Here is a 26,131-nt window from a genome sequence, read left to right as displayed (position 1 = left end):
ATGTATTAAATGAATGTAATATTCCGTAACCGCTCAGCCCGCAGTTGCCTTTCCTACCTCTCCCCGCCGGGATACAGCGTGGATCTGTAAAGTCTCTTTTCCTGGGGCACCGGCTTCCCGGAAGGCATTTTCCCCGGTTCAGGCTTCGTACCGCTGTAAACCCAGGCCGTTTCCCCGGAATAGACGATCACATCCTCCTTTCCCCGGCCGAACAGATCTCCATGCAGCACATAGCCGTCATTGGAAAATGTCACCGCCGCCTCACCGTTTCCGTCATACAGCGCAGGCATCACCCCGCCGCCTCTGCGGTATGCAAGGATATAATCCTTCTCGTCGCCGTTCCAGTTGGAAAGCGCGTCCACAATGGTAAGCCATCCGCTGGTTTTCCGGTCCTCCTTCCAAACCTCCCGGCCGCAGCAGTCCAAAAGGAACATCCCGTCCTTTCCGTCCCACTGGCCCTTATAGCCGTCGCCCCGGCGGATTCTGTCAAGCCCCGCCACCTGCAGCCCCGGCTCTCCCGGCAGAAATTTCCCCAGCGCGATATGCTGGGATTCTATGGAACCGTCATACCGCCACAGCTCCTCCCCATCCGCGCTGTACAGACAGGTCACGCTTCCGCCCACGGCGATTTCCGGCCTGCCGTCGCCGTTCACATCGACTACCCAGAGACAGTCTGCATGATCCTCCAAATCATGGCAGGACCACAAAACCCTTCCGTTATGATCCAGCAGAGCATAGCCTGCCATCACCTCGTCATAGCCGTCCCCGTCAATATCCCCCAGAAGGCCCTTGCCGCCTCCTGCTGCCGAAATATCAAAACTGTTTATCAGCTTCGCTTCCATCCCTGCTCCCTTCCGCCTGCTTTAACAGGCATAAAATCCACGTCCGGCCCCGCTATTCCAGCCAGGGCAGCACATCCTTGAAATCACAGTCATCCGCGTAATAGAACTTGGTATAGCAGGGCTGGTTATAACAGTTATTCTGCCAGGCCACCCCGCAGCGGTACATTGTATCATGCATCAGCGTAAAAAGCTTGTGCCGTGTCAGCTCCGTATTGGTATAAATGCGGATGGCGCTGTCATCCTTTTTCCGAAGCAGCAGCTCCTCCCTGAAATCCCCGAAAATATCCGCTATAAGACAGGGATTTCCCTTCGTGCCGTTGTTTGTCATAGTATCCTCCGGATCCAGCATCACGCCATGGGTATTGTCATTGATTACCCCCGGCTGTACCGTTCCGATGTACTGCGGGCTGTCCAAAATCTGCGTGCTCATATCCGCAGCCCAGCGGATATTGGCGTTGGTTCCGGGCAGCGGCACGTCCAGCTTATTCCCCTTACAGTCAAACACCTCGTTCACCCACACCTGAAGCCCTCTCGTGTTGGGATCGATTTTCCCCACCATACACCGGCCCAGGTCTTCCGTGGCATATTCCCCGAAAAAAGCCTCCCCGCTGCAGGCATCGCGCAACGCAAAGCCATAAGGCACATGCTCCCCGCCCTCAAACACATTGAAGATCTGGAAGCCCGGCCGATCCGGATCGATTTTTGCCACATGCATGGCGTCCCCGTGCCCCAGCTTGATGCGCAGCCCATACGGCCGTATGTCACTGCTGCTGTAAAGAAGGGAGCCATCATGGTCTATCACGGCCGCGCCGTATATGATCTCCATGCATCCGTCGCCGTCCACATCCGCCGTGGAAAGGCTGTGGTTCCCCTGCCCCGCCAGACTTCCATATTCCGGATCCGTCCCTTCCAGCAGATGGACTCCTCCGTCATTAAAAGGATTTGACATGGGCACATGCCCGCTGTCCACAAAGAACGTTTCCCGGAACCGGTTTTCAAAAAAATCATACGCAACTACCGTTGTCCTGGTATAATATCCCCGGCAGACGATTAAATTCGGACGCTCCCCATCCAGATAAGCCACGCCTGACAGGAATCTGTCCACCCGGTTGCAGGGTTCTATCCGGGGCATTGCATAATCCCCCCAGATAAGCCCGTCATCCTGCCTTCCCACAGGAAAACGGATCGTCTGCAGCTCTTTGCCGTCCCCTGCAAACATGGTCAGATATTCCGGCCCTTCATAAATGAAGCCCTCAAACTGATCCAGCCTGTTCTTTTCACTTCTGGAGGGCGCATATTCCCTGATAAAAATATCGGCAAGCAAATGCGCATCCTCCTTTGTCAGAGGATAAGACACCCTTGGCTTCATGCCCCAGCATTCCTCCAGCGTCTGCGGCCATTCTCCCCTCTTTACCTCAGGGCGCTCCTACCAGAGCGCGAAAACCTCCGCCATATGCTCTCTGTAATCCGCCGCACTGCAGACATAATTATCCTCATGGGAACAGCCGGCCTCCAAATCCTCCGGCAAATGGGGACGGTAAGGCGGAAATGGCTGTCAAAACGGCTCCGGGGACGAAGATGACCACCTTTTTTGCGGACGGCAGGGTAAAAGAGGAGAAATATATTACCATGCTACCTCGGATGCCGTATAGTTCAGGTCGTTCTGCATCAGGAAAATCTGCTCATATCCTGTATTCAGGATGGATCCCACCTTCAGAATCAGCATGATTACGATGGTTCCGCGGATGGCGGGCAGCGTAATGTGCCACATCAGCCTCCAGCGTCCAGCGCCGTCAATTCTCGCCGCTCCATACAGCTCCATATCCACGCCGGCCAGCGCCGCAAGGAATACGATGGTGCCGTACCCGGTTTCCTTCCATATATTCTGTCCTACAATCAGGCCGTAAAAATACTTGGGCGACGCCAGGACATCCGGCGCAGCGCCCCTGCCCATGATGCTTTCCAGAATCTTGTAAATAATACCGTCCGTGGTGCTGAACAGCTGCTGCGTCAGCGTTGCCACAATAACCAGGGAAATAAAATGCGGTATGTAAATCAGCGTCTGCGACACCCGCTTGTACCCCTGGCATCTGATTTCATTTAACAGAAGCGACAGTAAAATAGGCGCCGGGAAAAAGAAAATCAGACTCAGTATGGAAATGGACAGGGTATTCTTCAACAGCATCGTGAAGTCATAGCCCATAAAAAACTTCTTGAAGTTCGCCAGTCCCACCCATTCACTGGACAGATATGCGCCGATGGCGCTGTCTGCGCTGAAGGGTCTGAAATCCTGGAACGCGATGACGATTCCCGCCATCGGCAGGTAATTGAACACCAGCATATAAAGCACGCCGGGTACTAATAGAATATACAGCCATTTGTGCGCTATCACGAAATGCAGGAACGATTCCTTCTTCTGATAGGGAACAACGGCTGCCTTCCCTTTTTGTCTGCTCACTAAAAGCCCTCCTCTTCTTTAACTATTGGGATGCGGTGTCCCTTGGTTCGTTTTGTATAGTAATCTAACTACACGCGTTTTTCAATGAGGAATATCTTTCCATTTCAGCGAAAATAAAAAGGGAGGCGGAAAGCCCCGTTTACGGGCTTTCCGCCTCCCTTTTCCTGTCAATAATCATTATCTTTCCCGCCGGAAATCATATGATTATCATCTTTTGTTACCGTATTTTACAACATGATTATTTTACAGCCGGCTTTTATCCTCCTGGCCTTTATGCTCTTTCCGGTATTTTCCCGGGGTGCTGTCCACATATTTGCTGAAGAAGCGGATAAAATTCTGTGTGTTTGCATAGCTGAGCTGCTCCGATATTTCCGCGATGGAAAGCTCCGTATTCAGCAGCAGCTCTTTGGCGGTTTCCAGTTTTTCCAGGTTCACCAGATCCGTAAAGGTCATATTCCGTTCCGCCTTCAGGATTTTCCAGATATAGCTGGGGTGATAATTCAGCTGCTCGGCGCATTCCGTCAGCGTAATGTCCCCCTGCGATCATGCACAAGCTCCATGATCCGCCTGAGTATTTCGGAGGAAGCCTGATAGCGGTACTGCCGCAGCGCTTCGATGGAGGGCTGGACGATCTGGGAATTCATATAGCTCTTGAGCTTGTCGCTTTCACAGATATAGTTAAGCTTCTGGAAAATATCTTCGGAACGGTCCCGAAACACCTGGTTGGCGGACAGGCCCGCGTCCGAAAGCACGGCCAGCACGGCTATCACCAGCCGGTACAGGAAAAAGTTCCTGTCATGACGGGTTATACCTCTGTTATTCAGGCTGTTGATGAATTTATCCACCAGCTGCGCCGCTTCCTCGCAGTCGCCGTCATTGACCGCTTTGGTGAGCGCATTTTCCATAACATAATCATAGCCGCTTATAATACCGTCGTTCCTGGCGATTTCCTCATAAAAGGTGATATCGCTGTGATCCCTTGGCCCGCTCCCCGTATTCTTGAGCGTTTCCATACATTCATTGTAAGCGGTGCGCAGATATTTCAGCCCCGGAAATACCTGGCTGACGCCGGAAATCAGTGAACAGCCGAACTCCGTCTCCACAAACTCCGTAAACTCGGTGTGGATGCGCATTGTCTTTTCCCGCAGCTCCTCCTGGGTATTGGCGCCCGTCAGAAGCAGGATCTGTCCGTTCAGGCAAAGCACCGGCGTAATCAGCCCGGCGGCAATCCCTTCCGGCGCCTTCTTCACAATGGTCATGCTCAGCGCTTCATTTTCCAGCTCGCTTTCCTGATCCGTTTCCCCTTCCAGCATACACACCGCCGTCAGGAGCTGATATACCCTGGCCCTTGGCAGCTGGAACTGCTCCTGCGCCCCTGCCACCGCCTCCGGCGTCATTTCCCCGCGGATGGTACGGATGATAAACTGCTCCACCAGTATCTTCTGCTGGTTCTGCACCATGAGCTGCAGGCTTTCCTTCGTGTCCACAAGCTGTACCACATTTTCCCGGATGGCGGAAAACTCGTCCATTTCCTCCGTATCCACCCCCGCAATATCGGATACATACGCGTTCAGGCTCTTCACCGGCTGATACAGGATGCTTGTAAAAATCCGGCTGAGGATGAGCAGAATGATGAGCGCGCCCATGATCACCAGGGAAACTCCCAGGATTCTTCCCGCGCCCTCCTTCATCTCCCCTAGATTATAAGCCAGCACATAATTCATGCCGTTGCCCGAGGTGCCGCTGAGCCGGATCCTGTATTCACCGCCGTCTTCTATCTTCAGGTTATCTATGCGTTTTTCGTTTTTCAGCTCCTCCGGATGCGCGGAAAAATAATTTTCCAGCACCTCATCCGAAGAATATATGGTCTTTGCATCACTGCTGAATATGCACAGCTCATAACCGGCCAGGTTGCTGTCCAAACGCTGCCTCAGCCTGGGAAGGTTCAGCTGCACCATAACGATCTGATCCACCCGGTTCACATTACCCGGCAGCTTCATGATCATCTAGAAGCCGGAAACATCCAGCGTTTTGCTCTGATAAATTCCATTCACATAGGCTGATTTTTCTCCCACATTATTCATCCAGAACAACGTGGAGGGAAACTGCGCCGCTTTTTCCAGAAGCGCGTCAACCTGCTCCTTGTTCCTGGCCTCGCTCAGCCGGTACATGCCGTTATTCGTAAGCACCCAGTCCTGCATGATATTGATGAAGGCATAGCTTCCCACATATTCATCCAGATAGGTAGGCCCCTTCAGCAGATTCTGTGCCTCATTCAGATTGCTGTAATCACTGTAGGGTATGCTTCCCGTCTCCTTCAGCCAGCTCATCTGATCATCCGTGGAAATTTCCCTGTAAAACTGCCGGATCGAAGAAAGCGTAACCTCCACATCATTGCAGATCTGGGCTTCAATCGCTTCCATGGAAAGGTCCGTCTGCCTGGTCACTTCATCCAGATAGACTTTATAGGATATGCTTCCGGCTATCAGAAGCGGAACCACCGCCATGAGCAGAAGCAGCAGGAAAATCCGGTTCTGATATTTTCCGCCGTGCCTGTCCTTCCGTACGGTTTTCATAGGCTCACTCTTTCCCTTCTTCCAAAAAGGAGAAAGCTCAGTCAAAGCTTTCTCCCTTCTGTTTCTTCCAGTGTAAATTCAGAAGCCCTTACACCACGTACCAGACGCGTTTGCCGGCTTCCAAAATATTTGCTGTGCCACCTTAGAGTGTGTCAGGAATGAATTTTCAAACACGCTCTAGTCCGTAAAGTTATCGAAGTAGCCCTGCACCAGGATAACAGGAGTTCCCTTGTCGCCGGAACCGCTCGTCAGGTCGCAGAGAGAACCGATCAGATCGGTAAGCCTTCTGGGGGTAGTTCCCTGAGAAGCCATGTCTCCCACCAGATTCCCCTTCTTACCCTTGATTCTTTCTGAAATCGCTTCCTTCAGCGCATCTCCTGAAAGATCCTTGAAATCGTTGTCTGCCAGATATTTCAGCTTCACTTCGTTGGGAGTTCCTTCCAGGCCTTCCGTATTGGCCACCGCCACACAGGGGTCAGCAAGTTCCCAGATTTTTCCCACAGGATCCTTAAAGGCGCCGTCGCCGTAAACCATTACTTCCACATGCTTTCCGGTTTTCGTAAGAATCTGGTTCTGGATATCATTCACCAGATCCGTGCAGTTCCTGGGGAACAGCTTGATGGTGTCCTCCGTAGATTTATTGGAGCCGAGCAGGCCGTATTTTTCATTGCAGCCGCTTCCGTTTACAGGGGATGTAAGAATATCATCCAGACCGCATACCACCTGGGCGCCGCACTCCTTCAGGATCCTCTTGGTACGCGCTCTCGTATGGATATCACAGTTGAGTACATTCTTTGTATAATCTAAAATCACTCTGGGATTGTTGGCGAAAATAACCTCAACCTCCGCGCCGCATTCACGGATCAGGTCGCTGTAATAAGCCACATAATCCACGCCGGTGAAAGGATGCCTGTTCTCGCCGAACAGCTCCCTGTATTTTTCCAGGGAAAGAACATCGCTGTAGGGATTCACTCCGGCTTCATCCAGCTGATCCTGGGAAACCAGCGCATTGCCCACTTCGTCGCTGGGATAGCTGAGCATCAGCACCACCTTCTTAGCTCCCATAGCGATTCCGCGAAGGCAGATTGCGAAACGGTTCCTGGAAAGGATGGGGAAAATAACTCCGATAGTCTCTCCTCCCAGCTTCTCCTTCACATCCTGCGCAATCGCTGCAACGGACGCATAATTTCCCTGCGCTCTCGCCACAATGGATTCCGTTACGGAGATTACATCTCTGTCCCTTAACTCAAAGCCTTCACTTTCCGCCGCTTCCAGCACGCTGGAAACAACGATATCTGCCAGATTGTCCCCTTCACGGATAATCGGGCAGCGGATTCCTCTTGAAATGGTTCCTACTCTTCTTTCCATAAAATATACCTCTTTTGCTGTTTGCCTTTTATCATTCGCATAAACGCGATCATACGCACCGGCTTCGGTTGCGAAGCGGCCGGCCCGTCAGAAGGCCCTTTTTGGCCTCTCCGGCCCGACAGGAAGCAGGCGCACAAAAATATTATAATATAAAGTTTACGGTTATGGAAGCAGAAATTTATTTATTTTCTGTAATCTCCCTCTTACTGTTTTCTTTCATACTTCAGGAAATGATATGTTGTGTCAAAATAACTCTGTTCATCGCTTTCCGCCGTAATTTCCCATTCACCTGAGGTATCCAGATTGGGAAAGTAAGTATCCGCCTCGTAGGAACGGTCAATTTTGGTCACATGGGCCGTGTCGCAGTAAGGAAGCAGCTGGCTGTAAACGCTGTCGCCCCCAATGACATAAACGTCCTTTGTGTCATAATTTTTCAATTCCGCCAAAAGCTCCTCCACAGAATGGACCACTATGGCGTCCTTCACCTGATATTCCGGATTCCGGGTCAGCACGATATTGGTCCTGCCGGCTAATGGCAGCCCTCCAGGAAACGTATCCATTGTTTTCCTTCCCAGCACCACCACTTTTCCTATGGTTTCATTCCTGAACATCTTATGGTCCGCCGGAATCCTTACCAGAAGATCCCCGCGGTATCCGATGGCCCAGTTTTCATCTACTGCAACTATAATATTCATTTTTTCTCCTAACCGCCCGCCGCAGCGGGCCTATCGCAAATTAACTCTTAAATGAGGGAGGCCGGGATATTTTTCCGGCCCATGCTGCCCACTGACAGCCTGACTGCCGCCAGCCTTCCCCCTTCTGCCTGTTTTTCGGTTTTCAGATAGCAATGGGGATGCCCTGAATCTGTTCCCCTGTCACATAATTTTCCACCTTCACATCGTCCCTTGTGAACTGATAAAAATCCTTCACCTCCGGATTGAGCCAGAACGAAGGCGCCGGCAGAGGCTCTCTTTGAATCAGTTCCTTTATAATAGGGATATGCCTGTCATAAATATGGGCGTCCGCAATCACATGCACCAGCTCTCCCGCCTGCATGCCGCATACCTGCGCCAACATATGGACCAGCACAGCATACTGTACCACATTCCAGTTGTTGGCGGCAAGCACATCCTGGGAACGCTGGTTGAGTATAGCGTTCAGCGTCAGTCTGTCCTCTCCCTTTTTCTGGGTCACATTGAAGGTCATGCTGTAAGCGCAGGGATAAAGGTTCATCTCATGCAGATCCTGATGCACATATATATTCGTCATAATCCGGCGGCTGAAGGGATTATTTTTCAAATCATATATCACCCTGTCCACCTGATCCATCATGCCTTCCTTATACTGATGCTTCACCCCCAGCTGATAGCCGTAGGCCTTTCCGATGGAACCATCCTCATCCGCCCACTCATCCCAGATGTGGCTGTGAAGATCATGGATGTTGTTGGATTTACGCTGCCAAATCCACAGAAGCTCATCCGTGGCCGACTTCAGCGCCGTCCTGCGCAGGGTCAGTATGGGAAATTCCCTGGAAAGATCATACCGGTTGACCACGCCGAACTTCTTGATGGTATAGGCCGGCGTGCCATCCTCCCATCTGGGACGAACCTTCTCCCCTTCGGTGCTCGTTCCGTTCTCCAGGATATCCCTGCACATCTGAATAAATGTTATATCTGCCAGACTCATTCTGCTTTTTTCTCCTGTTCTGTCCTGTAAATTCTGTTTTGTAAAAGCTGTTTCATGAACTCAGTTTCTTGAAATCTGTATACTGAATTCTGTTTTTAAAATCAGTTTCCTGTTTCCTACTGCCATTTATCACACAACGCATTGATCTGATCCGCCAGCTTCGCCATATCCTTGTTTGCCATACCCTTTCCGTTGCGGATAACCGCCAGAAGCCTCTGCCCGGCGGCCTCCAGTCTCGCATAGACGCTGTTTGCCACCGCTGCCCTGGCCTTCTTTTCCCTGGCTATCGGCGCCGCCTCATATTCCAGAAGGTTATGGAGCAGATCAAACCGTGTTCCGCTGAACGGCGCATAGGTGTCATAGCCATATTCATGGCGCAGGCATTCGGCAAAAGAGGTGCATACCGTATCCTCCCCATGGACGATAAACACCCGCTCCGGCTTCTTTTCAAAACAATTCAGCCACTCAATCAGCCCGTTCTTATCCGCATGGCCGCTCATTCCCTGAAGCGCCTTGATTTCAGCCCGCACATCCACAGACTCCCCGAACAGCTTTACCTCCTGGGCGCCCTCCAGGATATTCCGTCCCAGCGTCCCCACAGACTGATAGCCTACGAAGAGCACGGTACATTCCTCCCGCCACAGATTGTGCTTCAGATGATGCTTGATACGCCCCGCCTCACACATACCCGATGCGGAAATAATCACCTTCGGCGTTTCATCAAAATTAATCGCCCTTGACTCATCGCTGGTGATTGACAGACGCAGTCCCGGAAAAGAAATGGGATTGATTCCTTTACGCACCAGCTCCATAGCCTCTTCATCAAAGCAGTCATAAATATTTTTTTCAAAAATCCCCGTTGCCTCCACGGCCAGCGGACTGTCCACATATACCGGAAAATTGCCGTGTTTTTTCACCAGGCGGTCTTCCTTGATTTTCCGCAGGAAATACAGGATTTCCTGGGTTCTTCCCACTGCAAACGAGGGAATCACCACATTGCCTCCCCTGTCGAAGGTCTTCTGCAGCACCTCTGCCAGCCCGGAAATATAATCAGGCCGGTCCGTCCCATGCAGACGGTCGCCATAGGTGGATTCCATGATCACATAATCGGCGTCCCTGGTAGGATGGGGATCCTTGATGAGCGGCTGGTTTTTGTTCCCGATATCCCCGGAAAAGCACAGCTTCTTCTGAATTCCGTTCTCCTGTGTCCACACTTCAATGCTGGAGGAGCCCAGCAAATGCCCAATGTCCGTAAAACGGATCCTGATTCCGGGACAAACCTCAATTATTTTCTGATAATCACAGGGTACCAGAAGGCCAATGGTGCCCTCCGCATCCTCCATCGTATAAGGTGCTTCGTGTTTTTCCGAGCCGGCATGCCGCTTCGCCTTACGGTTCTTCCACTCCGCCTCCTGCTGCTGTATATGGGCACAGTCACGCAGCATAATATCACAAAGCTCCGTTGTCGCCTGGGTTGCAAAAATTTCCCCGCGGAAGCCTCTTGCGTACAGTTGAGGAAGCATCCCCGAATGATCCACATGCGCATGGGTCAGGAATACATAATCAATCATAGCCTCCTGCACCGGAAGTTCCGCATTTTCAAAGGGATTTATCCCCTGCTCCATCCCCCTGTCAACCAGAATATGCTTTCCGGCCGCCTCCAGATAATGGCAGCTGCCCGTTACCTCATGATCCGCTCCGATAAAAATTAGTTTCATGCATACTCCTGTTCTGTGCTTTCCGCACTCAGGCCTTGATTAAGAAATACCGCGCTATCCGCTCTCTGCGTCCCACGCTAAAGACGCAATATTACCCCGCAGGAAACTTTCAGAAGAAAAATTTTCCATACATATAAAAGGCCTGGCGGAAGCTGATCCGTCAGGCCTTTTTGGCACGGCCGGCCTGCTATCATTAGTATAACATGATATGCGGCCATCGGCAATTTTATTTCAGCAAATCCGCTGTGGTGTAAAACTTATGGTAGATTCCCTTCAGCTCCATCAGCTCGCTGTGGTTTCCTTCCTCCACAATCCCTTCCTCAGTAAGCACAAGGATACGGTCGGAATTCTTGATGCTTGAAAGGCGATGGGCAATAGTAAGCGTTGTCCTTCCCTCCGAAAGCCTGGAAAGTGATTTTGCAACTGCGAATTCACTTTCATTATCAAGGGCTGAGGTAGCTTCATCTAAAATAATAATTGGCGGATTCTTCAGGAATACCCTTGCTATACTGATACGCTGCTTCTGTCCTCCGGAGAGCTTCACACCACGCTCTCCCACATAGGTGTTATAGCCATCCTTCAGTCCCATAATAAACTCATGGGCGCCAGCCTTTTTTGCAGCATCCATCACCTCTTCCTCCGTCGTTCCCGGCCGGCCATAGGCAATGTTTTCATAAACCGTACCTGAGAAAAGGTACACATCCTGCTGAACAATACCGATATTCCTGCGCAGGCTCTTCAGGGTAAAACTCTTGATATCCTGTCCGTCAATGGTAATACGTCCCGCAGTCACATCATAGAAACGGGGAATCAGGTTGCAGAGCGTGGTCTTTCCGCCGCCGGAAGGCCCTACAATAGCCAGCTTCTCTCCTTTGTGTATAGAAAGATTCAGATTTGTAAACACAATATTGTGATCATCCGGATATTCAAAGCTAACATCCTTAAAGGTAATCTCCCCTTCCGGCGTGCCCATCTCCACAGCATCCGGCTCATCAAAAATATCTATATCAGCATCCATAATTTGAAGGAATCTCTCAATTCCCGTCATTCCTCGCTGGAACTGCTCTGCAAATTCAATAATACGTCTTATAGTAGCAATCAGCGTTGTCACATACAGCATGAAAGCGACCAAATCCCCGGGGGCAACAAGACCCTTTATCATAAAGAAGCCGCCCGCCACAATTACCGCCAGATACATAACACCGTCAAACATTTTTACTGTAGTCTGGAACAGCGCCATATATTTGTAGGTTTCTCTCTTGATATCCAGAAATTTATTGTTGTCCACCTCAAATTTCCGATTTTCCATATCCTCATTGGTAAAGGCCTTAACTACCTTCTGTCCCAGAAGGCTGTCCTCAATTCTGGCATTCAGTTCCCCAATCTGGTAACGCTGTTTGCTGAAAGCGCTCCTCATACGGAAATTCAGAGTCATACAGACTCCGGCCATAATCGGTACAAACACGAATACGATCAAAGTCAGCGGCAGGCTTATTTGTGCAAGAATCACGAAGGAAATTACCGTCTTAATCCCCGCAATGAAAAATTCCTCCGGACAATGATGAGCAAACTCAGTAACATCAAAAAGGTCGTTTGTAATACGGCCCATAATCTGTCCCACTTTTGTATTGTTATAATAAGTATTGGAAAGCTTCTGCAAATGATTATAGGCATCACGGCGCATATCCGTTTCTATCTTTGCCCCCATAACATGACCCATGCCGGCCATATAGTAGCTGGCAAAACAGTCAATCACACGAAGCAGGAAATAAATGAAGCCGAGACCCGCAATGGTCTTTATGGAAAGGGCTGCCAGATCACGCAGCCCTTCATTCGTAATATAACGCATAATCAGCGGAAGAACCAGTTCACATACCGTAGTCATAGACGCGCAGAACAGATCCAGGAACAGCGTCCCCTTATACTTCTTAAAATAAGGCATAAAACGCCGCATTAATTCCTTTGTTCCATATTGTTCGGTTTTCATAATCTCTCCCCTGGAGCGCCTTCATGGCTGCTCCCGTCCTCCTTTGTTTATTTTTATATTTTACTGCTGTTTATTATTATATTTTACTGCGCTTTCTCCCCGTAAAGCTGCGCACGGAGATAGGCGCTGTTTTTATCAAAATCCACCTGCAGAACATCCATGCCACGGATGCTTGCATTCGAATAAGTCCCTTCCAGCGGGATGCTCTCCTGCACCAGTTCATAGGTGAGCAGCTTACCCGCCATCAGGCTCAGGCGCATACATTCTGCCTGCGTCAGGTTGGTTGTCAGGTTCGGGAACAGGCCGTCAATCAGGCCGCCCGGATTCGTCACCGCGGCTGCCGGAAGCTTTTTCATTACAGCCGCAAGCACCTTCCTCTGTCTCTCCGTCCTGCCAAAATCCGTACCAATAAACCGGTTGCGGCTGTAAGCCAGCGCCTGAGGGCCGTTCAGATGAATCGTCCCGCTCAGGGAAGTATCCAGATAATCGGTATCTATCGGCATGCCACGGAGCTCATTATACTCATTCAGGTAAGCGTTGACCCACTGCACTTCATCATTGGTCAGCTCCATATCCACCCCGTTCACCGCATCCACCAGGTTGGCAAATGCCTGGAAATTCACTACCGCATATCGGTTCACATCGATTCCCAGATTCTGCTTCACCGTCTCCAGAAGAAGCTCGGGCCCGCCGAAGGAATAGGCCGCGTTCAGACGGTTGCCCTCTCTTCCCGGAATATCCACGTACATATCACGCAGCAGGGAGGTCATATGAATCGTCCTCGTCTTATCACTGATGGAAAGAAGTATCATGGCATCCGATCTTCCTTCATCCCCTGCTGTCCGGGAATCGCTTCCTATAAGCAGGATGTTCACCACACCCTGTTCCTTCAGCGGCTCACCTGCCAGCGTTTCCACGCGTCCGTACCTCATTTTGCCATATATATGTCCAACCATTACATACCAGATTCCTCCCAGCACCGCCAGAAGCACAATAAGCAGGGTGAGAAATTTCCTGAAGCCTGACTTTTTCTTTCCGCCGGAATTTTTCTTTTTTCCGGAAGCACCTTTATTTCCTTTCATTCCGCCGCCCTTTTCTTTCTCAGGTTTCTGCTTCTTCGGGGGCTTCCCCAGTTCCGGCCCGGTCCGGTCCGGGAAACTTGGGCCCGCGTTCTTCCGTTTTGCTTCTTTTTTCCCGTGTCTTACGTATCTTTCCTGCGGGTTGTCCCCATACTCCTCCTCCGGAAATGGGGCCCTCCGATAACGCCGGTTGGCATATTCCTCTTCATGGGATTCATCTTCAGGATATTCGTTGCCTGAATAATCTTCTGCAGAATAATCTTCATCCGGGTATTCGTCTTCAGGATACTTTTCTTCGGAGTATTCTTCTCCGAGATACCCATCTTCGGGATACTCTTCGTCAGAGTATTCTTCTTCCGGATATTCTTCCCCGGCAGTATTTCTGCGTTCTGTATTCCTGCTTTCCTGTTTTTCATACCTGGCCACTTCCCGATCCAGAAACTGCTCAAGGCTTCTCTGGATCTGCTCCATTTCATTACCGGATTCTTTACCCACTGGCAGCCTCCTTTATCTTCCGCGGCAGAACCGCCGCAGCCCTATATTAATTCCGCTCCGGCCATGCAGACAGCAATAAACCCTGTTATCCGTGACGCAAAGCATGTTTGGGAACTCATTCCCATCGTCTGCAAGCATGCTTTCAGCAAAATTCAAACACGCTTAGTATAGCATACAACATGCCGAAAACTGAATCGGATTCAGAAAGATTTAAGAATAAATTAAACGGCAATTAAAAAATAACGGCTGTCCGATTTCCGGAAGCCGTTATCTTTTTGTTCTGTGAGAGCGATAGACGGGGCTCGAACCCGCGGTCTCGACCTTGGCAAGGTCGCGCGTTACCAACTACGCCACTATCGCATTCTGGCATCACTCAATATATCCTTTTGTGATGTACCTGCCCGCCTGTCCGACGGGCAAGTATTACTATACAATAAACTTAATTTGTTGTCAACTATATTTTTAAATTTTTTTATTTTTTTATTTCTGCCGTCCGGCCGGCACCATTATTACGGCCTGCCGCCTGCTGCCTCAGGGCATCCGCCGCTCCGCTCTACTCCTCCAGCGTCCCCGCATACTTCACCCGGTACACTCTCTTGAGCGAGTCATTGATACGGTTTTCATCAATCGTCCCATCCTTAACCGCCGCCACAACGCCTTCGTACGCCTTCACGAACTCCTCCGGCATCAGTATCATATCCGCGCCTGCCTTCAAAGCCTTTATTGCCGCCTCATCCGCCGCATAATATTCGGAAATGGCAGACATATTCATGGCATCTGTAATTACAATGCCGTTATAACCCAACTGTTTTCTTAAAATATCCGTAATGATCTTCTCATTCATGGACGCCGGCTCCGCATCCCCGTCCGTCAGACCCGGCGCCGAAATATGGCCTACCATCACCATATCCGTCCCGGCATCAATCCCGGCCTGGAAAGGCAGGAACTCCGCCGCCTGCATTTCTTCCAGCATCCTGTCCGTCTTCACAGAGCCTTCATGGGAATCCCCCGACGTATTTCCATGTCCCGGGAAATGCTTGATGCAGGCGCTTATCCCCGTATCCTGCAGTCCCTGTACGGCGCTTGCAACCATCTGGGACACCACTGCGGGATCGCTGCCGAAGGCTCTGTCCCCAATCACCTTATTGTCCGGATTGGTCAATACGTCCGCTATCGGCGCAAAATCCAGATTGAAGCCATATTCTCCGAGATAAGTGCCAATTGTCTGTCCCACCGTATATGCAGCGGATGCGTCACCGCCCGCTCCAATATCCGCCATCGGGCCCACATTGGTCAGCTTCAGCTGATCCGCCACTCTGGCGACACTGCCTCCCTCTTCATCCACTCCCAGGAAAAGAGGATAGGTCGCGTAACCTGCCGTCTTGGAAAGCATTTCCTTCAGCTGTTCTGCGGACTGAATATTCTGCGCAAAATATACAAGGCCCCCTACCGGATATTTCTTCAGTGCCTCCTCCGTACCTGAACCTGCCTGAACCGCTTTAGTTACTCCGGTCAACTGCTCCGGCGTAACTATGAACAAACCAGCCACCTTATCCTCCAGGCTCATATTGGCTACACAGGATTCCACCAGTTCCTCCAGCAGTTCTTCCTTAGATGGAACATTCTCAACCGGCGGCTCCGTCTGTACTTCTCCTGTTTCATTCTCCGTCTGCGACTGCATCATTACTTCCTCCTGAGCCAGAGATTCCGCCTGCGCCTGAGATTCCTCCGCCGCTTTTTTCTCCTCCATGGCGCTGGCTATCGACCGGATCCCCATCACTCCGCCCGTCACGATTCCGGCCAGAATCAGCACTGCCACAATATATGATACAATCTGGTTTCTGACCCTTCTTTTTCTCCGCATGTCTCTCCGGTTCATTCCAATACCCCTTTACATAACTTATCTGATTCATTCTTTGCAGCCGCCTGATTCGGAGCCGCCGAAGCAGCGCCCCGCCAGCAATATGAGAGTCCTCAGGCTTATGCGAACTCTGAATTATTATTCTTGAATTATCAAATCTGGATTTTCTGTTTTAACAGTACCACAAATAGAAGCGGGTATCAATCATTTTTCATTCTTGACACCCGCTCCTAAACTATGCTATCCAATGGCCTCTTCCTCCATTTTTCTCCTCCGCTTTTCTTTCCACTCTTCCTACTCTTTGTACTCGTGTACTGCAACGGTATTCATCTTATTTCTATGATGATTCTTCGTCACTCAAGCAAGTGTACTCGTTCTGCTTCGGTCCTTAGCATCGTCCTTAAAGTATATATTTTATTGTTCTTAAAGATTCTATTCTTTTCTCTCCCGGATTCCTTTAAAATGACGGCTCTTTTTGTTTATCTGACTGCCATCTATAATAAATTACTTCTTTCAACTAAGGATACTGTTTCCTTGGCTCTCAGAACCTTTTCTTTAAACTAAAGATGTCGGCTTATGTCGTTTCTTTAAACTAAAGATAATTTTCTTTGCTGTCAGAAATTTTCTCGTTCTCAAAAGAATCTTTTTTACAGTTACCAGCCTGTCAGATAACCACGGTTCCTTCAATCTAAAGTCCTTCTCGTGAAAGAAAATCCTATTCTTATCGAACAATCTTTAAGGCTTTCCTTATTAAGTTGTGTTTCGCTGTCTGATTATTTCTTTAAAAATTTTGTTTTTAAAGATTAAAGTTTATGTTTTCGGTGGTCTGTACCTTCCTTTCCTCTATATTTTTTTGTTTCTTCCTTGTTTGTGACTTCATTATATCTGTATAAATAAGAATTGTCAATATATTTTTTGTCTTTTTTAATAAAAAATGTTATTTTTCCATTTTCAATAAAATTAAGCTTTAATTATATGTATATTGTATATAATTATATGAATTGTCTGACAATTTAATTTCTTGTTCTTCTATTCCCTATCCCCACATAAATTGACAATGCCCTTTTTACGCCTTACACTATCATTAATAACAATTGCCGCCGGTTATACGGCGGCGGAACGGAGGGTTACATATGGACAACAGACAAACAGCCTTTGCCAGGGCCTGTGAGGGGATTATCGCCAATCTGAAAAAAAGGAATATGGAAGGGTACTTTTTCGAAGACAGCGTTTCCTGTGTCAGGGCAATACTTGAGATGATGCCGGAAGGCAGCGTTGTATCCTGGGGAGGAAGCGCTTCCATACAGGAGAGCGGGATGATGGATGCGCTGAAGCAGGGAAATTACCGGCTGATTGACCGTTCTGAAGCCAAAACACCGGAGGAACAGCGTGAAATCTATGCCCGGACCGTTATGTCCGATTACTATTTTATGAGCAGTAATGCAATTACTTATGAAGGGGAACTTGTGAACTTTGACGGAAACGGAAACCGGGTGGGCTGCCTGATTCACGGCCCCAGGCATGTGATGCTCATTATGGGGATGAATAAGGTGACAGCTTCCCTGGAAAGCGCCGTCCAGCGTGTCCGCACCATGGCCTGCCCGCCCAATGCCGTCCGCCTGAACCGCTAAACACCCTGCGCAGCCACGGGGAAATGCGGAGACTGTCTGTCTCCCGATTGTTTCTGCAACCAGCTTGTTATAACAAGGCGCAGCGGCCATACAGGCCGGATTAAGGTATTCCTGGTTGCCGAGGATCTGGGGTTCTGAATAAGCTGAAACAGATGCAGAATAAATGAGCGCAGCCGCGGCATCTGAATGAGCGCAGGCACAAAAAGCGTGAAATTCCAGCCGTGAGCCATGGAATTTCACGCTTTTTTCTTTTTAGCCTGCCTGTATCAAATCCGTATGTTAAATCTGAACCAGCACAAACATATTATAAATTGCACGGATTGCCGTTTCAAAGTCCTCATTTCTTACGCCGATGATGATATTCAGCTCGCTGGAGCCCTGATCAATCATTTTTACGTTTACATTGGAATGGGCAAGGGCGGAAAAGATTCTGCCGGCCGTTCCTCTTGTGGACTTCATGCCGCGGCCAACAACTGCAATAAGGGCCAGATCGGATTCAATATCAATGGTATCCGGGTGGGCAAGACGGTGGATGGCGGACACCACCTTCTGCTCCTTATCCATAAATTCATCCTGATGCACGAAAACTGTCATGGTATCGATGCCGGAAGGCACATGTTCAAAGGAAATGCCGCTGTCCTCAAAGGCCTGGAGCACCTTGCGGCCAAAGCCGATTTCCGCATTCATCATGTCTTTTTCAATATTGACGGAACAGAAGCCCCTCTTTCCTGCAATTCCCGTAATGACGAATTTGGATTTCTGGCAGGTGCTTTCCACAATCCATGTTCCGTTATCGTCCGGCGCATTGGTATTGCGGATATTGATGGGAATCCCTTCCTTTCTTACAGGGAAAATAGCGTCCTCATGGAGAACCGTTGCCCCCATATAGGAAAGCTCCCGCAGCTCCTTATAGGTGATAGTATCGATGCCTACGGGGTTGGGGATGATACGGGGATCCGCAATCAGGAAGCCCGAAACATCAGTCCAGTTTTCATAAACCTCCGCATGAACAGCCTTTGCCACGATGGAGCCTGTAATATCGGAACCTCCCCTGGAAAAAGTATGGACACTACCGTCCGGCATAGCGCCGTAAAAACCGGGAATTACCGCATACTCTTCTTTTTCCAGTCTTGCGGACATCACCTTATCCGTTTTGTACGGATCAAAATTCCCGTCCTCATCAAAGAAAATCACTTCCGCCGCATCAATAAAAGTAAATTTCAGATAGGCCGCCATGATGATGCCGTTCAGATATTCTCCTCTGGAAGCAGCATAATCCTTTCCTGCTTTTTTCTTAAAATTATCTAAAATGACTTTGAATTCTTCCTTCAGGGACAATTCCAGGGAAAGCCCCTTGATAATTTCCTCATATCTTGCTTCAATCGCCTTCAGCTGATCCTGAAAGGGCTGATCCTCTTGTGCGGCGGCGTAGCAGGCATACAGCATATCCGTTACCTTGGTATCCTTTTTGTTGCGTTTCCCGGGAGCGGAGGGCACCACAAATCTCCTTTCCTTGTCAGAATTGATGATATCGCCTGCCTTTATAAACTGTTCAGCGCTGGCAAGGGAGCTTCCTCCGAATTTCACAACCTTCATAATAATAACCTATCCTCACGCCTGCTGATACGGCGTTTTTTTCCTTTCTTTTTTATGCTTTGGGACCAGACCGGCGGCCAGGCGCCGGTAAGGGCTTTTTACAGATGCATCTTCTGTTTGATTTCAAGGAATTTATCCATAAGCTTATACCCTTCAGGGATAAAATTCCCACTCAGGATAGCCTCTGCTTCATTATAATTCCAGTCATTCTTCTGCGGGCTAGTGCTGTCGTACAAAAGATAGGGTACGCTTTCCGCCGTATGGGTCCTTATCCTTATCGGCGTGGGATGATCCGGCATGACCAGAAGCCTGTAAGCCTCTCCGCTCCTGTCAAGGGCTTCCGTCAGCGGTCCCACCACCCTTGCATCCAGATATTCGATGGCCTGCAGCTTCTTTTCCACGCTGCCCTGGTGTCCCATCTCATCCGGCGCTTCTATATGAATATAGGCAAAATCATAGCCGTCCTTTATCAGGGCGTCCACCGCCGCCTGCGTTTTTCCTTCATAATTCGTATGTAAACCGCCGGTGGCTCCTTCCACCTGCGCCACATCCATCCCCGCGCCCACGGCAATCCCCTTCAGCAGGTCAACCGCGGATATCATGATCCCCTTTTTCCCGGTTTTCTCCTGGAAGGAGGGAAGTGCGGGCCTGGTTCCCGCTCCCCAGAACCAGCAGCAGTTGGCGGGATTCAATCCGTTTTTCCTGCGTTCCTTATTAATAGGATGATCCTTTAAAATCTCATAGCTTTTTTCCATCATTTCATAAAGCATTCTGTCAGCGGGCAGATAAGGGGCTATCTCCCTGCCCAGCACATCATGCGGGGGCGTCAGCTCTTCCACCTCGCCGTTCTGCCAAATCAGGCAGTGGCGGTAGCTGGTTCCCACATAAAAATGATAAGGGTCACGATCCAGCTTCTCCATCACGGCATGAAGCAGCACCGCACAATCCACCGTACTGATTTCCCCGGAGCTGTGATCCAGGATTCGCCTTTTGGAAAAAGGGATTCCCTCTTCCTCGGAAAGCGTTACTATATTACACCGCATGGCGATATCCGTATCCTGCATGGGAACCCCGATGCTCAATGCCTCCAGCGGAGAACGGCCCGAATAATATTTCCTGGGATCATAGCCGATTACCGACAGGTTCGCCGTGTCGGAGCCGGGCTTCATGCCTTCAGGTATGGTGCTTACCATGCCGATTTCGGATTTTTTGCTAAGCGCATCAAGCGCCGGCGTCTTTGCATACGATAAGGGGGTTTTTCCGTTCAGCCGGGAGATGGGCTCATCTGCCATTCCGTCTCCCAGCACCACCACATATTTCATTCATTCCTCGATTCCGCCGCCTGCCGCGGCCTGCCATACATTCTAGTCCTCTTCCAGGCGGATCCGGCTGATAAATCCGGGAAGCTCCGCCGACTTCTTCGCAAATTCCTTTTCCGTCATAACAGGGGTCACAAAGCCGTATTCACCGGTTATTCCCTCCGCTTCTATTTTATCCACATCTCCGAACAGCTTCTTTACCGCATCCTCCGAGCCTTCGGAAACACGCACGAAGAATTTCCGGGAAGTATCCTCCACGCTCTTAAGGGAAAGCTTTTCTTCCTCCCAGATACAGATGATGTGCTTGCGTCCGTGCTTCGCACAGTCAATCACATCGGAAACCACCGCGCTGGCGGTAGGCAGCTTTCCGGCGCCTCTTCCGTAATACATGGAGTCACCCAAGGTATTGCCCCTGATGAAAATAGCGTTAAACACATCATTTACACCGTGCAGGGGATTCTTCTCCCCAATCATAAAGGGCGCCACCATGGCATAATATTCGCCGTCCAGCTCACGGCTCTTGGCCAGAAGCTTGATGAATTTATTCATCTTTTTGGCATAGAGGAAATCCTCTTTTGTGATTTTCGTGATTCCTTCTGTGTAAATATCCTCGTAACGCACGGTTTTCCCGGTCATCAGGGAGGAAAGGATGGCGATTTTACGGCAGGCGTCATAGCCCTCCACATCGGCCTCGGGATTGCGTTCCGCATACCCCTTATCCTGCGCTTCCTTCAGACAGGAATCAAAATCACTTCCCTCTTCCGCCATTTTAGTCAATATATAATTGGTGGTTCCGTTAAGGATACCGTTAATCAGCTCAATTCGTTCTGCCGTAAGCGCTACATTCAGCGGACGGATAATGGGGATGCCGCCGCCCACGCTGGCTTCAAACAGATAGTTGCATTCATTCTCTCGCGCCGTGCGGATAAGCTCGGCCCCATGGTTTGCAACCAGCTCCTTATTGGAGGTGCAGACGCTCTTCCCGGCCTTCAGGGCCTGCATGGAAAAAGTAAAGGCAGGCTCGTTGCCTCCCATGGTTTCACATATAATGGATACCTCAGGGTCGTTCAGGATGATATTGTAATCATGCACTATCCTGTCTTCATAAGGATCTCCGGGAAAATCCCTCAGGTCCAGGATATATTTCACATGCAGCTCCTGTCCCGCCCTTTTGTCAATGACATCCTTGTTCGTCTCAATAACTTCAACAACACCGCTTCCTACCGTACCGTATCCCAGAACTGCTACGTTTATCATATCTCTTCCTCCGTCTTGCCACTTTTATGAAATTCTGTAACTGTTCAGTGTCCCTCGCAGTTACTGCTAAAATCCATCCTAAATCGCCTTTGGCGATGGATTTTAGCACTCTTGAATCACATTCTTACGGTCAACGCAGTAAATGCGCTGACCTGTTGAACAGTTACGAAATTCTATTCCTTCGCCAATATTTTGACGTTACGGATGCCTCTTCGCTCTTCCATGGTTTCCAGCATCCTGGAAACATCTCCCGTCGTGCTGAGCACCTGGACGCTGATGCTTAAGGATGCCACGCCGTTGATGGGGATACTCTGATGGATTGTCAGAATATTCGCCCCGAAATCCGCAATTACCTTCAGCACATCCGATAAAAGCCCCGGCTCATCTTCTATTGACATGGACAACGTAATTGTGGTACCCTGTGCAGTATCATGGAACGGAAAAATATCATCCTTATATTTGTAAAAAGAGCTCCGGCTGATATCCACTCTCTCCACCGCATCCTGTATTGTCGCCGCTTTTCCTGATTCCAGCAGGCGTTTTGCCTCAACTACCTTCAGCAGGACCTCAGGCACCGCCTTCTGTTTTACTACATAATAATCGCTCGTCTTCTGCATATTCCTCATCCTGTATCCCGGGCTGTTTTCATGCCTTCAGGCCCTTATCATATCATGTCTTTCCACTGCAAACAATTGTGTGCCACTGAGAGATATTGTAGCATAGGGTTTCCGGGAAAGCAACAAAAATTTACAGGCGGATTGTACTTTTAGAAATACAATCCGCCTGACACTGCATAAATATGCATTCAATTATACATTACAGCAAAAACAGCAGCAAATATCTCAGCAGGAGCAAAATCAGCATATGCACCGGATAAAAGAGATAAAAGAAATATTTATGCCCCTTCATATATCTTTTTCCGTTGCATAAATAGATCAGGGGGAATACGGCAATGCAGAAGCCCTCTATCCCCAGGCTGTCCACCGCATTCTCCAGGCTGCGCAGTCCCAGCGGCACGCCGATGAAATAAGAGGCAAGAAAAAGCGCAGGGGACAGGATACACTGCAGGCTCCTGTCCCCGCGCAGCAAATACAGCACAACAATGAGGAAAACACCGCTGTATCCATAGTCCGTATGCAGCAGTCCGGCCGCCGTCATTCCCGCCGCCACAGCTGCGGCGCTGCACAGCCCGCCAAAAACCTGTGACTTCAGCCGCTCCCGGCACTGTCTTACCGCAGCCAGCGTCAGCAGCCCGGCCAGAAGCGTCCAGAACACATTCTGGTGCGCCATTGTCATTTTCCCATAAAAAAGAAGATCAAAGGGCACCTCCGACAAAAGGGCAAACAGGAAAAGCCGCAGGGCATACCTGGCCACGCTCCTTGTATGCAGAAAGCCCTGCAGCAAAAGATAGCAATATATGGGAAAGGACAGACGTCCCACAGTCCTCAGAATCTGATACGCCGCATCACAGTATTGCCAGGCCGCGCCGCCTTCAGGGATGGTGTGAACAAGGAAATACTTCAGCAGCCCGGCCCCCACATGGTCAAGAAACATGGTCACAAGCGCCAGGAGCTTAAGCGCATCCTCTGAAAACATGCCGTTTGCATCCCGCAGGTTTCTCAATACAATCCGGGTGTTTCCTTTACTTTTCATAATTACCTCAACTTAAAAATAACGGGGCATGCCGCCCCGTTATTTCTCCTCTTTTTATTACACAAGCGGATATTTGTCCGTCAATGTCTGCACAATCGCTCTCGCTTCCGGAATCTTTGCCTCGCCGCCCTTGATCACCAGTGCAATCGCTTCTGCGATCCTGTCCATATCCTCCGTATTCATGCCTCTGGAGGTAACGGCCGGCGTACCCAGACGGATGCCGCTGGTTACGAACGGAGACTTGGGATCGTTGGGGATGGTATTCTTATTGCAGGTAATATGCGCTTCGTCAAGCAGCTTCTCCACCGCCTTGCCCGTCAGATCAAAGTTAGTCAGATCCACAAGCATCAGGTGATTGTCCGTGCCGCCGGAAACGATTTTGATTTCTCTGCGCATCAGCCCCTTGCACAGCGCCTGGGCATTATCAACGATTCCCTGCTGGTACACCTTAAAGTCGTCACTGAGCGCTTCCTTAAAGCATACGGCCTTTGCAGCGATCACGTGCATCAGAGGGCCTCCCTGGATCCCGGGGAAAATAGCCTTGTTAAAATTATACTTCTCCGCAGCTTCCTTATTGCAGAGGATCATGCCTCCCCTGGGTCCGCGCAGCGTCTTATGGGTTGTAGTCGTTACCACATCCGCATAGGGGATCGGGCTGGGATGAAGCCCTGCGGCAACCAGGCCCGCAATATGGGCCATATCCACCATCAGGCAGGCTCCCACTTCGTCGGCAGCTTCCCTGAAGGCTTTGAAATCTATGGTTCTTGCATAGGCGGAAGCCCCTGCAATGATCATTTTAGGCTTGCATTCTCTGGCGAGCTGTTTCATTCTGTCATAATCTATGAAGCCTTCATCATTCACGCCGTAAGGCACAATGTTGAAGTATTTTCCGGACATATTCACCGGGCTGCCGTGTGTCAGATGTCCGCCGTGATCCAGATTCATACCCATAACGGTATCTCCCGGATTCAGGACGGCAAACTGAACCGCCATGTTGGCCTGTGCACCGGAGTGGGGCTGTACATTGGCATAATCACAGCCAAACAGCTTCTTCGCACGTTCAATGGCAAGGTTCTCAACCTCGTCCACACATTCACATCCGCCGTAATATCTTTTGGCCGGATAGCCTTCCGCATACTTGTTGGTAAGCACGCTTCCCATTGCCGCCATTACAGCCTTGCTCACCCAGTTCTCGGAAGCGATCAGCTCGATATGGCTGTTCTGCCTTTCCTGCTCATCCACAATCGCCTGCGCGATTTCCGGATCTGTCTTCTTCACTTCATCCAGAGAATACATCCTTTTACCTCCTGCATAAGTATATCCGCTACGATTCATCTGTTGCGGCGCGTTAATATATTAAATTGCGTTGGGATGATTATAGCATACATTCCATTAAATGCAAATATAAAATTATTCTTATACTTTTCTTAAGTTGCCCTTTTTCACTTTACTTGCCATTTCATTTCTGCTACAATACAACCTTAGAAAATCAGTAATTATGAGGTTACAGGACAGCCTCCGGAGGCCGGACTGTAATATTTGAGGGAAAGCCGGGGAGATTCATATGTATTCATTTTTGGTAAATCCTGCCTCCCGTTCCGGGAGAGGGCAGAAATACTGGGAACGGATAAAGCCTGTCCTTGAGGAAAGGAAGATTCCTTATCAGGTCTTTTTTTCAAAAGGCCCGGGCGACATGGTTAAGCTTTCCCGGCAGCTGACTTCTTCCCTGTCTCCAGAAGGAGAGGACGTCCACCTTGTTGTTTTGGGGGGCGACGGAACCGCAAACGAAGCAGTGCAGGGAATTGCGAATTTTTCCAGGACGCGGTTCAGCTATATCCCCACCGGCTCCAGCAACGATCTGGCCCGCGACGCAGGCATCAGCCGGAATCCCCTGGAAACCCTGGAATGCATACTCTCTTCCGCCCGCGAACGGCGGATAGATGTGGGTTTTCTTCATTATAATACGGCATACCTGCCCGAAGCCTCCCGGCCTGCGGACGTACCGCCGGACCGCCGTTTCCTCGTAAGCTGCGGCATCGGCTTTGATGCCGGCGTATGCCAGGAAGCCATGAAGTCACGCATGAAGGATTTCCTGAATAAAGTAGGTCTGGGCAAATTAACCTATCTGGGAATCGCCCTGAAACAGCTGATGCGCTCAGGAAGAGACAGCGCTGAGCTGGTTATAGATGAAAACAGCCCTTCGGCGAAAAGCATCCGCCTCCCCGGCCTGATGTTTATCGCCTGCATGTCCCACTGTTACGAGGGCGGCGGCTTCTACTTCTGCCCCGGCGCGGATGCGGCGGACGGCATGCTGGATCTGTGTACGGTCAGCGGCGTTCCCAAATGGAAGGTGCTGCTTGTCCTTCCCACCGCTTTTCAGGGAAAGCACTATCGCTACAATGGCGTGGAGCGTTACGGCGGCCAGACCATACATATCCGCACCTCCGCTCCTTTATGGGTTCATACCGACGGCGAGGTAGCCTGCCGCTCGGACGATATTACGGTCAGCTGTTCAAAGCATCTGCTCCGTTTCTATTATTAAACATAACAACTCAGGCCGGCGGGAATATTGTTGCAAAAGCCGGCTTATAGGATCGCTTTTCTA

Annotated in this window: 21 protein-coding genes and 1 tRNA gene; 2 read left to right on the top strand and 20 right to left on the bottom strand. The window is 50.0% G+C overall.

Going from position 1 to position 26,131, the window contains the following annotated elements; translation table 11 throughout:
* Positions 1-53: 53 nt before the first annotated feature.
* The 14 genes from FYJ45_RS12770 to FYJ45_RS12705 all read right to left on the bottom strand — a co-directional run bounded on the left by FYJ45_RS12770 (position 54) and on the right by FYJ45_RS12705 (position 16,088).
* A complete protein-coding gene (locus FYJ45_RS12770; RefSeq protein WP_195841802.1) occupies positions 54-842 on the bottom strand; it encodes a hypothetical protein in 789 nt (262 codons plus the stop codon).
* A gap of 52 nt (positions 843-894) precedes the next feature.
* Positions 895-2,211 (bottom strand): rhamnogalacturonan lyase family protein, encoded by a 1,317-nt coding sequence (locus FYJ45_RS12765; protein ID WP_195841801.1) that lies wholly within the window; start codon positions 2,209-2,211, stop codon positions 895-897.
* Between the two features lie 255 nt (positions 2,212-2,466).
* On the bottom strand, positions 2,467-3,300 hold the full coding sequence (locus FYJ45_RS12760) for an ABC transporter permease (protein ID WP_276892039.1): 834 nt from the start codon (positions 3,298-3,300) through the stop codon (positions 2,467-2,469).
* A 243-nt stretch (positions 3,301-3,543) separates the two neighbouring features.
* Entirely contained in the window at positions 3,544-3,804 is a 261-nt protein-coding gene (locus tag FYJ45_RS12755; protein ID WP_268890939.1) for a helix-turn-helix transcriptional regulator, read from the bottom strand.
* 17 nt (positions 3,805-3,821) lie between these two features.
* Positions 3,822-5,306, bottom strand: a complete 1,485-nt coding sequence (locus tag FYJ45_RS12750; RefSeq protein ID WP_154464889.1) for a hypothetical protein — start codon at positions 5,304-5,306, stop codon at positions 3,822-3,824.
* A complete protein-coding gene (locus tag FYJ45_RS12745) occupies positions 5,307-5,876 on the bottom strand; it encodes a hypothetical protein (RefSeq protein ID WP_154464888.1) in 570 nt (189 codons plus the stop codon). It abuts the gene before it with no gap.
* Between the two features lie 177 nt (positions 5,877-6,053).
* Entirely contained in the window at positions 6,054-7,244 is a 1,191-nt protein-coding gene (locus FYJ45_RS12740) for a coenzyme F420-0:L-glutamate ligase (RefSeq protein WP_154464887.1), read from the bottom strand.
* A 203-nt stretch (positions 7,245-7,447) separates the two neighbouring features.
* Positions 7,448-7,939, bottom strand: a complete 492-nt coding sequence (locus FYJ45_RS12735; protein WP_154464886.1) for a dihydrofolate reductase — start codon at positions 7,937-7,939, stop codon at positions 7,448-7,450.
* A 142-nt stretch (positions 7,940-8,081) separates the two neighbouring features.
* Positions 8,082-8,930: a thymidylate synthase gene (thyA, locus tag FYJ45_RS12730; protein WP_021638079.1), complete on the bottom strand. Its 849-nt coding sequence runs from the start codon at positions 8,928-8,930 to the stop codon at positions 8,082-8,084.
* 116 nt (positions 8,931-9,046) lie between these two features.
* Positions 9,047-10,648, bottom strand: a complete 1,602-nt coding sequence (locus FYJ45_RS12725) for an MBL fold metallo-hydrolase RNA specificity domain-containing protein (protein ID WP_154464885.1) — start codon at positions 10,646-10,648, stop codon at positions 9,047-9,049.
* A gap of 226 nt (positions 10,649-10,874) precedes the next feature.
* On the bottom strand, positions 10,875-12,635 hold the full coding sequence (locus tag FYJ45_RS12720; RefSeq protein ID WP_154464884.1) for an ABC transporter ATP-binding protein: 1,761 nt from the start codon (positions 12,633-12,635) through the stop codon (positions 10,875-10,877).
* A gap of 83 nt (positions 12,636-12,718) precedes the next feature.
* A complete protein-coding gene (locus FYJ45_RS31765; protein ID WP_154464883.1) occupies positions 12,719-14,209 on the bottom strand; it encodes an LCP family protein in 1,491 nt (496 codons plus the stop codon).
* A gap of 287 nt (positions 14,210-14,496) precedes the next feature.
* Positions 14,497-14,569: transfer RNA gene (locus tag FYJ45_RS12710), tRNA-Gly, on the bottom strand.
* A gap of 193 nt (positions 14,570-14,762) precedes the next feature.
* A complete protein-coding gene (locus tag FYJ45_RS12705) occupies positions 14,763-16,088 on the bottom strand; it encodes a glycoside hydrolase family 3 protein (RefSeq protein WP_154464882.1) in 1,326 nt (441 codons plus the stop codon).
* 1,115 nt (positions 16,089-17,203) lie between these two features.
* Between FYJ45_RS12705 and FYJ45_RS12700 the strand changes: the two genes are divergently transcribed.
* Complete coding sequence (locus FYJ45_RS12700; RefSeq protein ID WP_320620516.1) at positions 17,204-17,701, top strand: lactate utilization protein; 498 nt, start codon at positions 17,204-17,206, stop codon at positions 17,699-17,701.
* A 279-nt stretch (positions 17,702-17,980) separates the two neighbouring features.
* On the opposite strand, the gene FYJ45_RS12695 is transcribed toward FYJ45_RS12700, so the two are convergent.
* From FYJ45_RS12695 to glyA, 6 genes are all read right to left on the bottom strand, one after another.
* Positions 17,981-19,300 (bottom strand): aspartate kinase, encoded by a 1,320-nt coding sequence (locus FYJ45_RS12695; protein WP_321170233.1) that lies wholly within the window; start codon positions 19,298-19,300, stop codon positions 17,981-17,983.
* A gap of 95 nt (positions 19,301-19,395) precedes the next feature.
* Positions 19,396-20,619: a cofactor-independent phosphoglycerate mutase gene (locus FYJ45_RS12690; protein ID WP_154464880.1), complete on the bottom strand. Its 1,224-nt coding sequence runs from the start codon at positions 20,617-20,619 to the stop codon at positions 19,396-19,398.
* Between the two features lie 42 nt (positions 20,620-20,661).
* Positions 20,662-21,873, bottom strand: a complete 1,212-nt coding sequence (locus tag FYJ45_RS12685; protein ID WP_154464879.1) for a homoserine dehydrogenase — start codon at positions 21,871-21,873, stop codon at positions 20,662-20,664.
* Between the two features lie 173 nt (positions 21,874-22,046).
* The gene (locus FYJ45_RS12680) at positions 22,047-22,490 is read right to left on the bottom strand and encodes an ACT domain-containing protein (protein ID WP_154464878.1); all 444 of its coding nucleotides are present in this window, start codon (positions 22,488-22,490) and stop codon (positions 22,047-22,049) included.
* 199 nt (positions 22,491-22,689) lie between these two features.
* A complete protein-coding gene (locus FYJ45_RS12675; RefSeq protein WP_154464877.1) occupies positions 22,690-23,526 on the bottom strand; it encodes a TraX family protein in 837 nt (278 codons plus the stop codon).
* Between the two features lie 57 nt (positions 23,527-23,583).
* Complete coding sequence (gene glyA / locus FYJ45_RS12670) at positions 23,584-24,822, bottom strand: serine hydroxymethyltransferase (RefSeq protein ID WP_154464876.1); 1,239 nt, start codon at positions 24,820-24,822, stop codon at positions 23,584-23,586.
* Positions 24,823-25,090: 268 nt separating this feature from the next.
* Here glyA and FYJ45_RS12665 point away from each other — a divergent pair, with 268 nt between their 5' ends.
* A complete protein-coding gene (locus FYJ45_RS12665) occupies positions 25,091-26,068 on the top strand; it encodes a diacylglycerol/lipid kinase family protein (RefSeq protein ID WP_154464875.1) in 978 nt (325 codons plus the stop codon).
* Positions 26,069-26,131: the final 63 nt, after the last annotated feature.

The sequence above is a fragment of the Eisenbergiella porci genome (assembly GCF_009696275.1).
Lineage (GTDB): Bacteria > Bacillota > Clostridia > Lachnospirales > Lachnospiraceae > Eisenbergiella > Eisenbergiella porci.
Note: the sequence above shows the minus strand (reverse complement) of the source record. Positions and strands in the feature narration are given on the sequence as shown.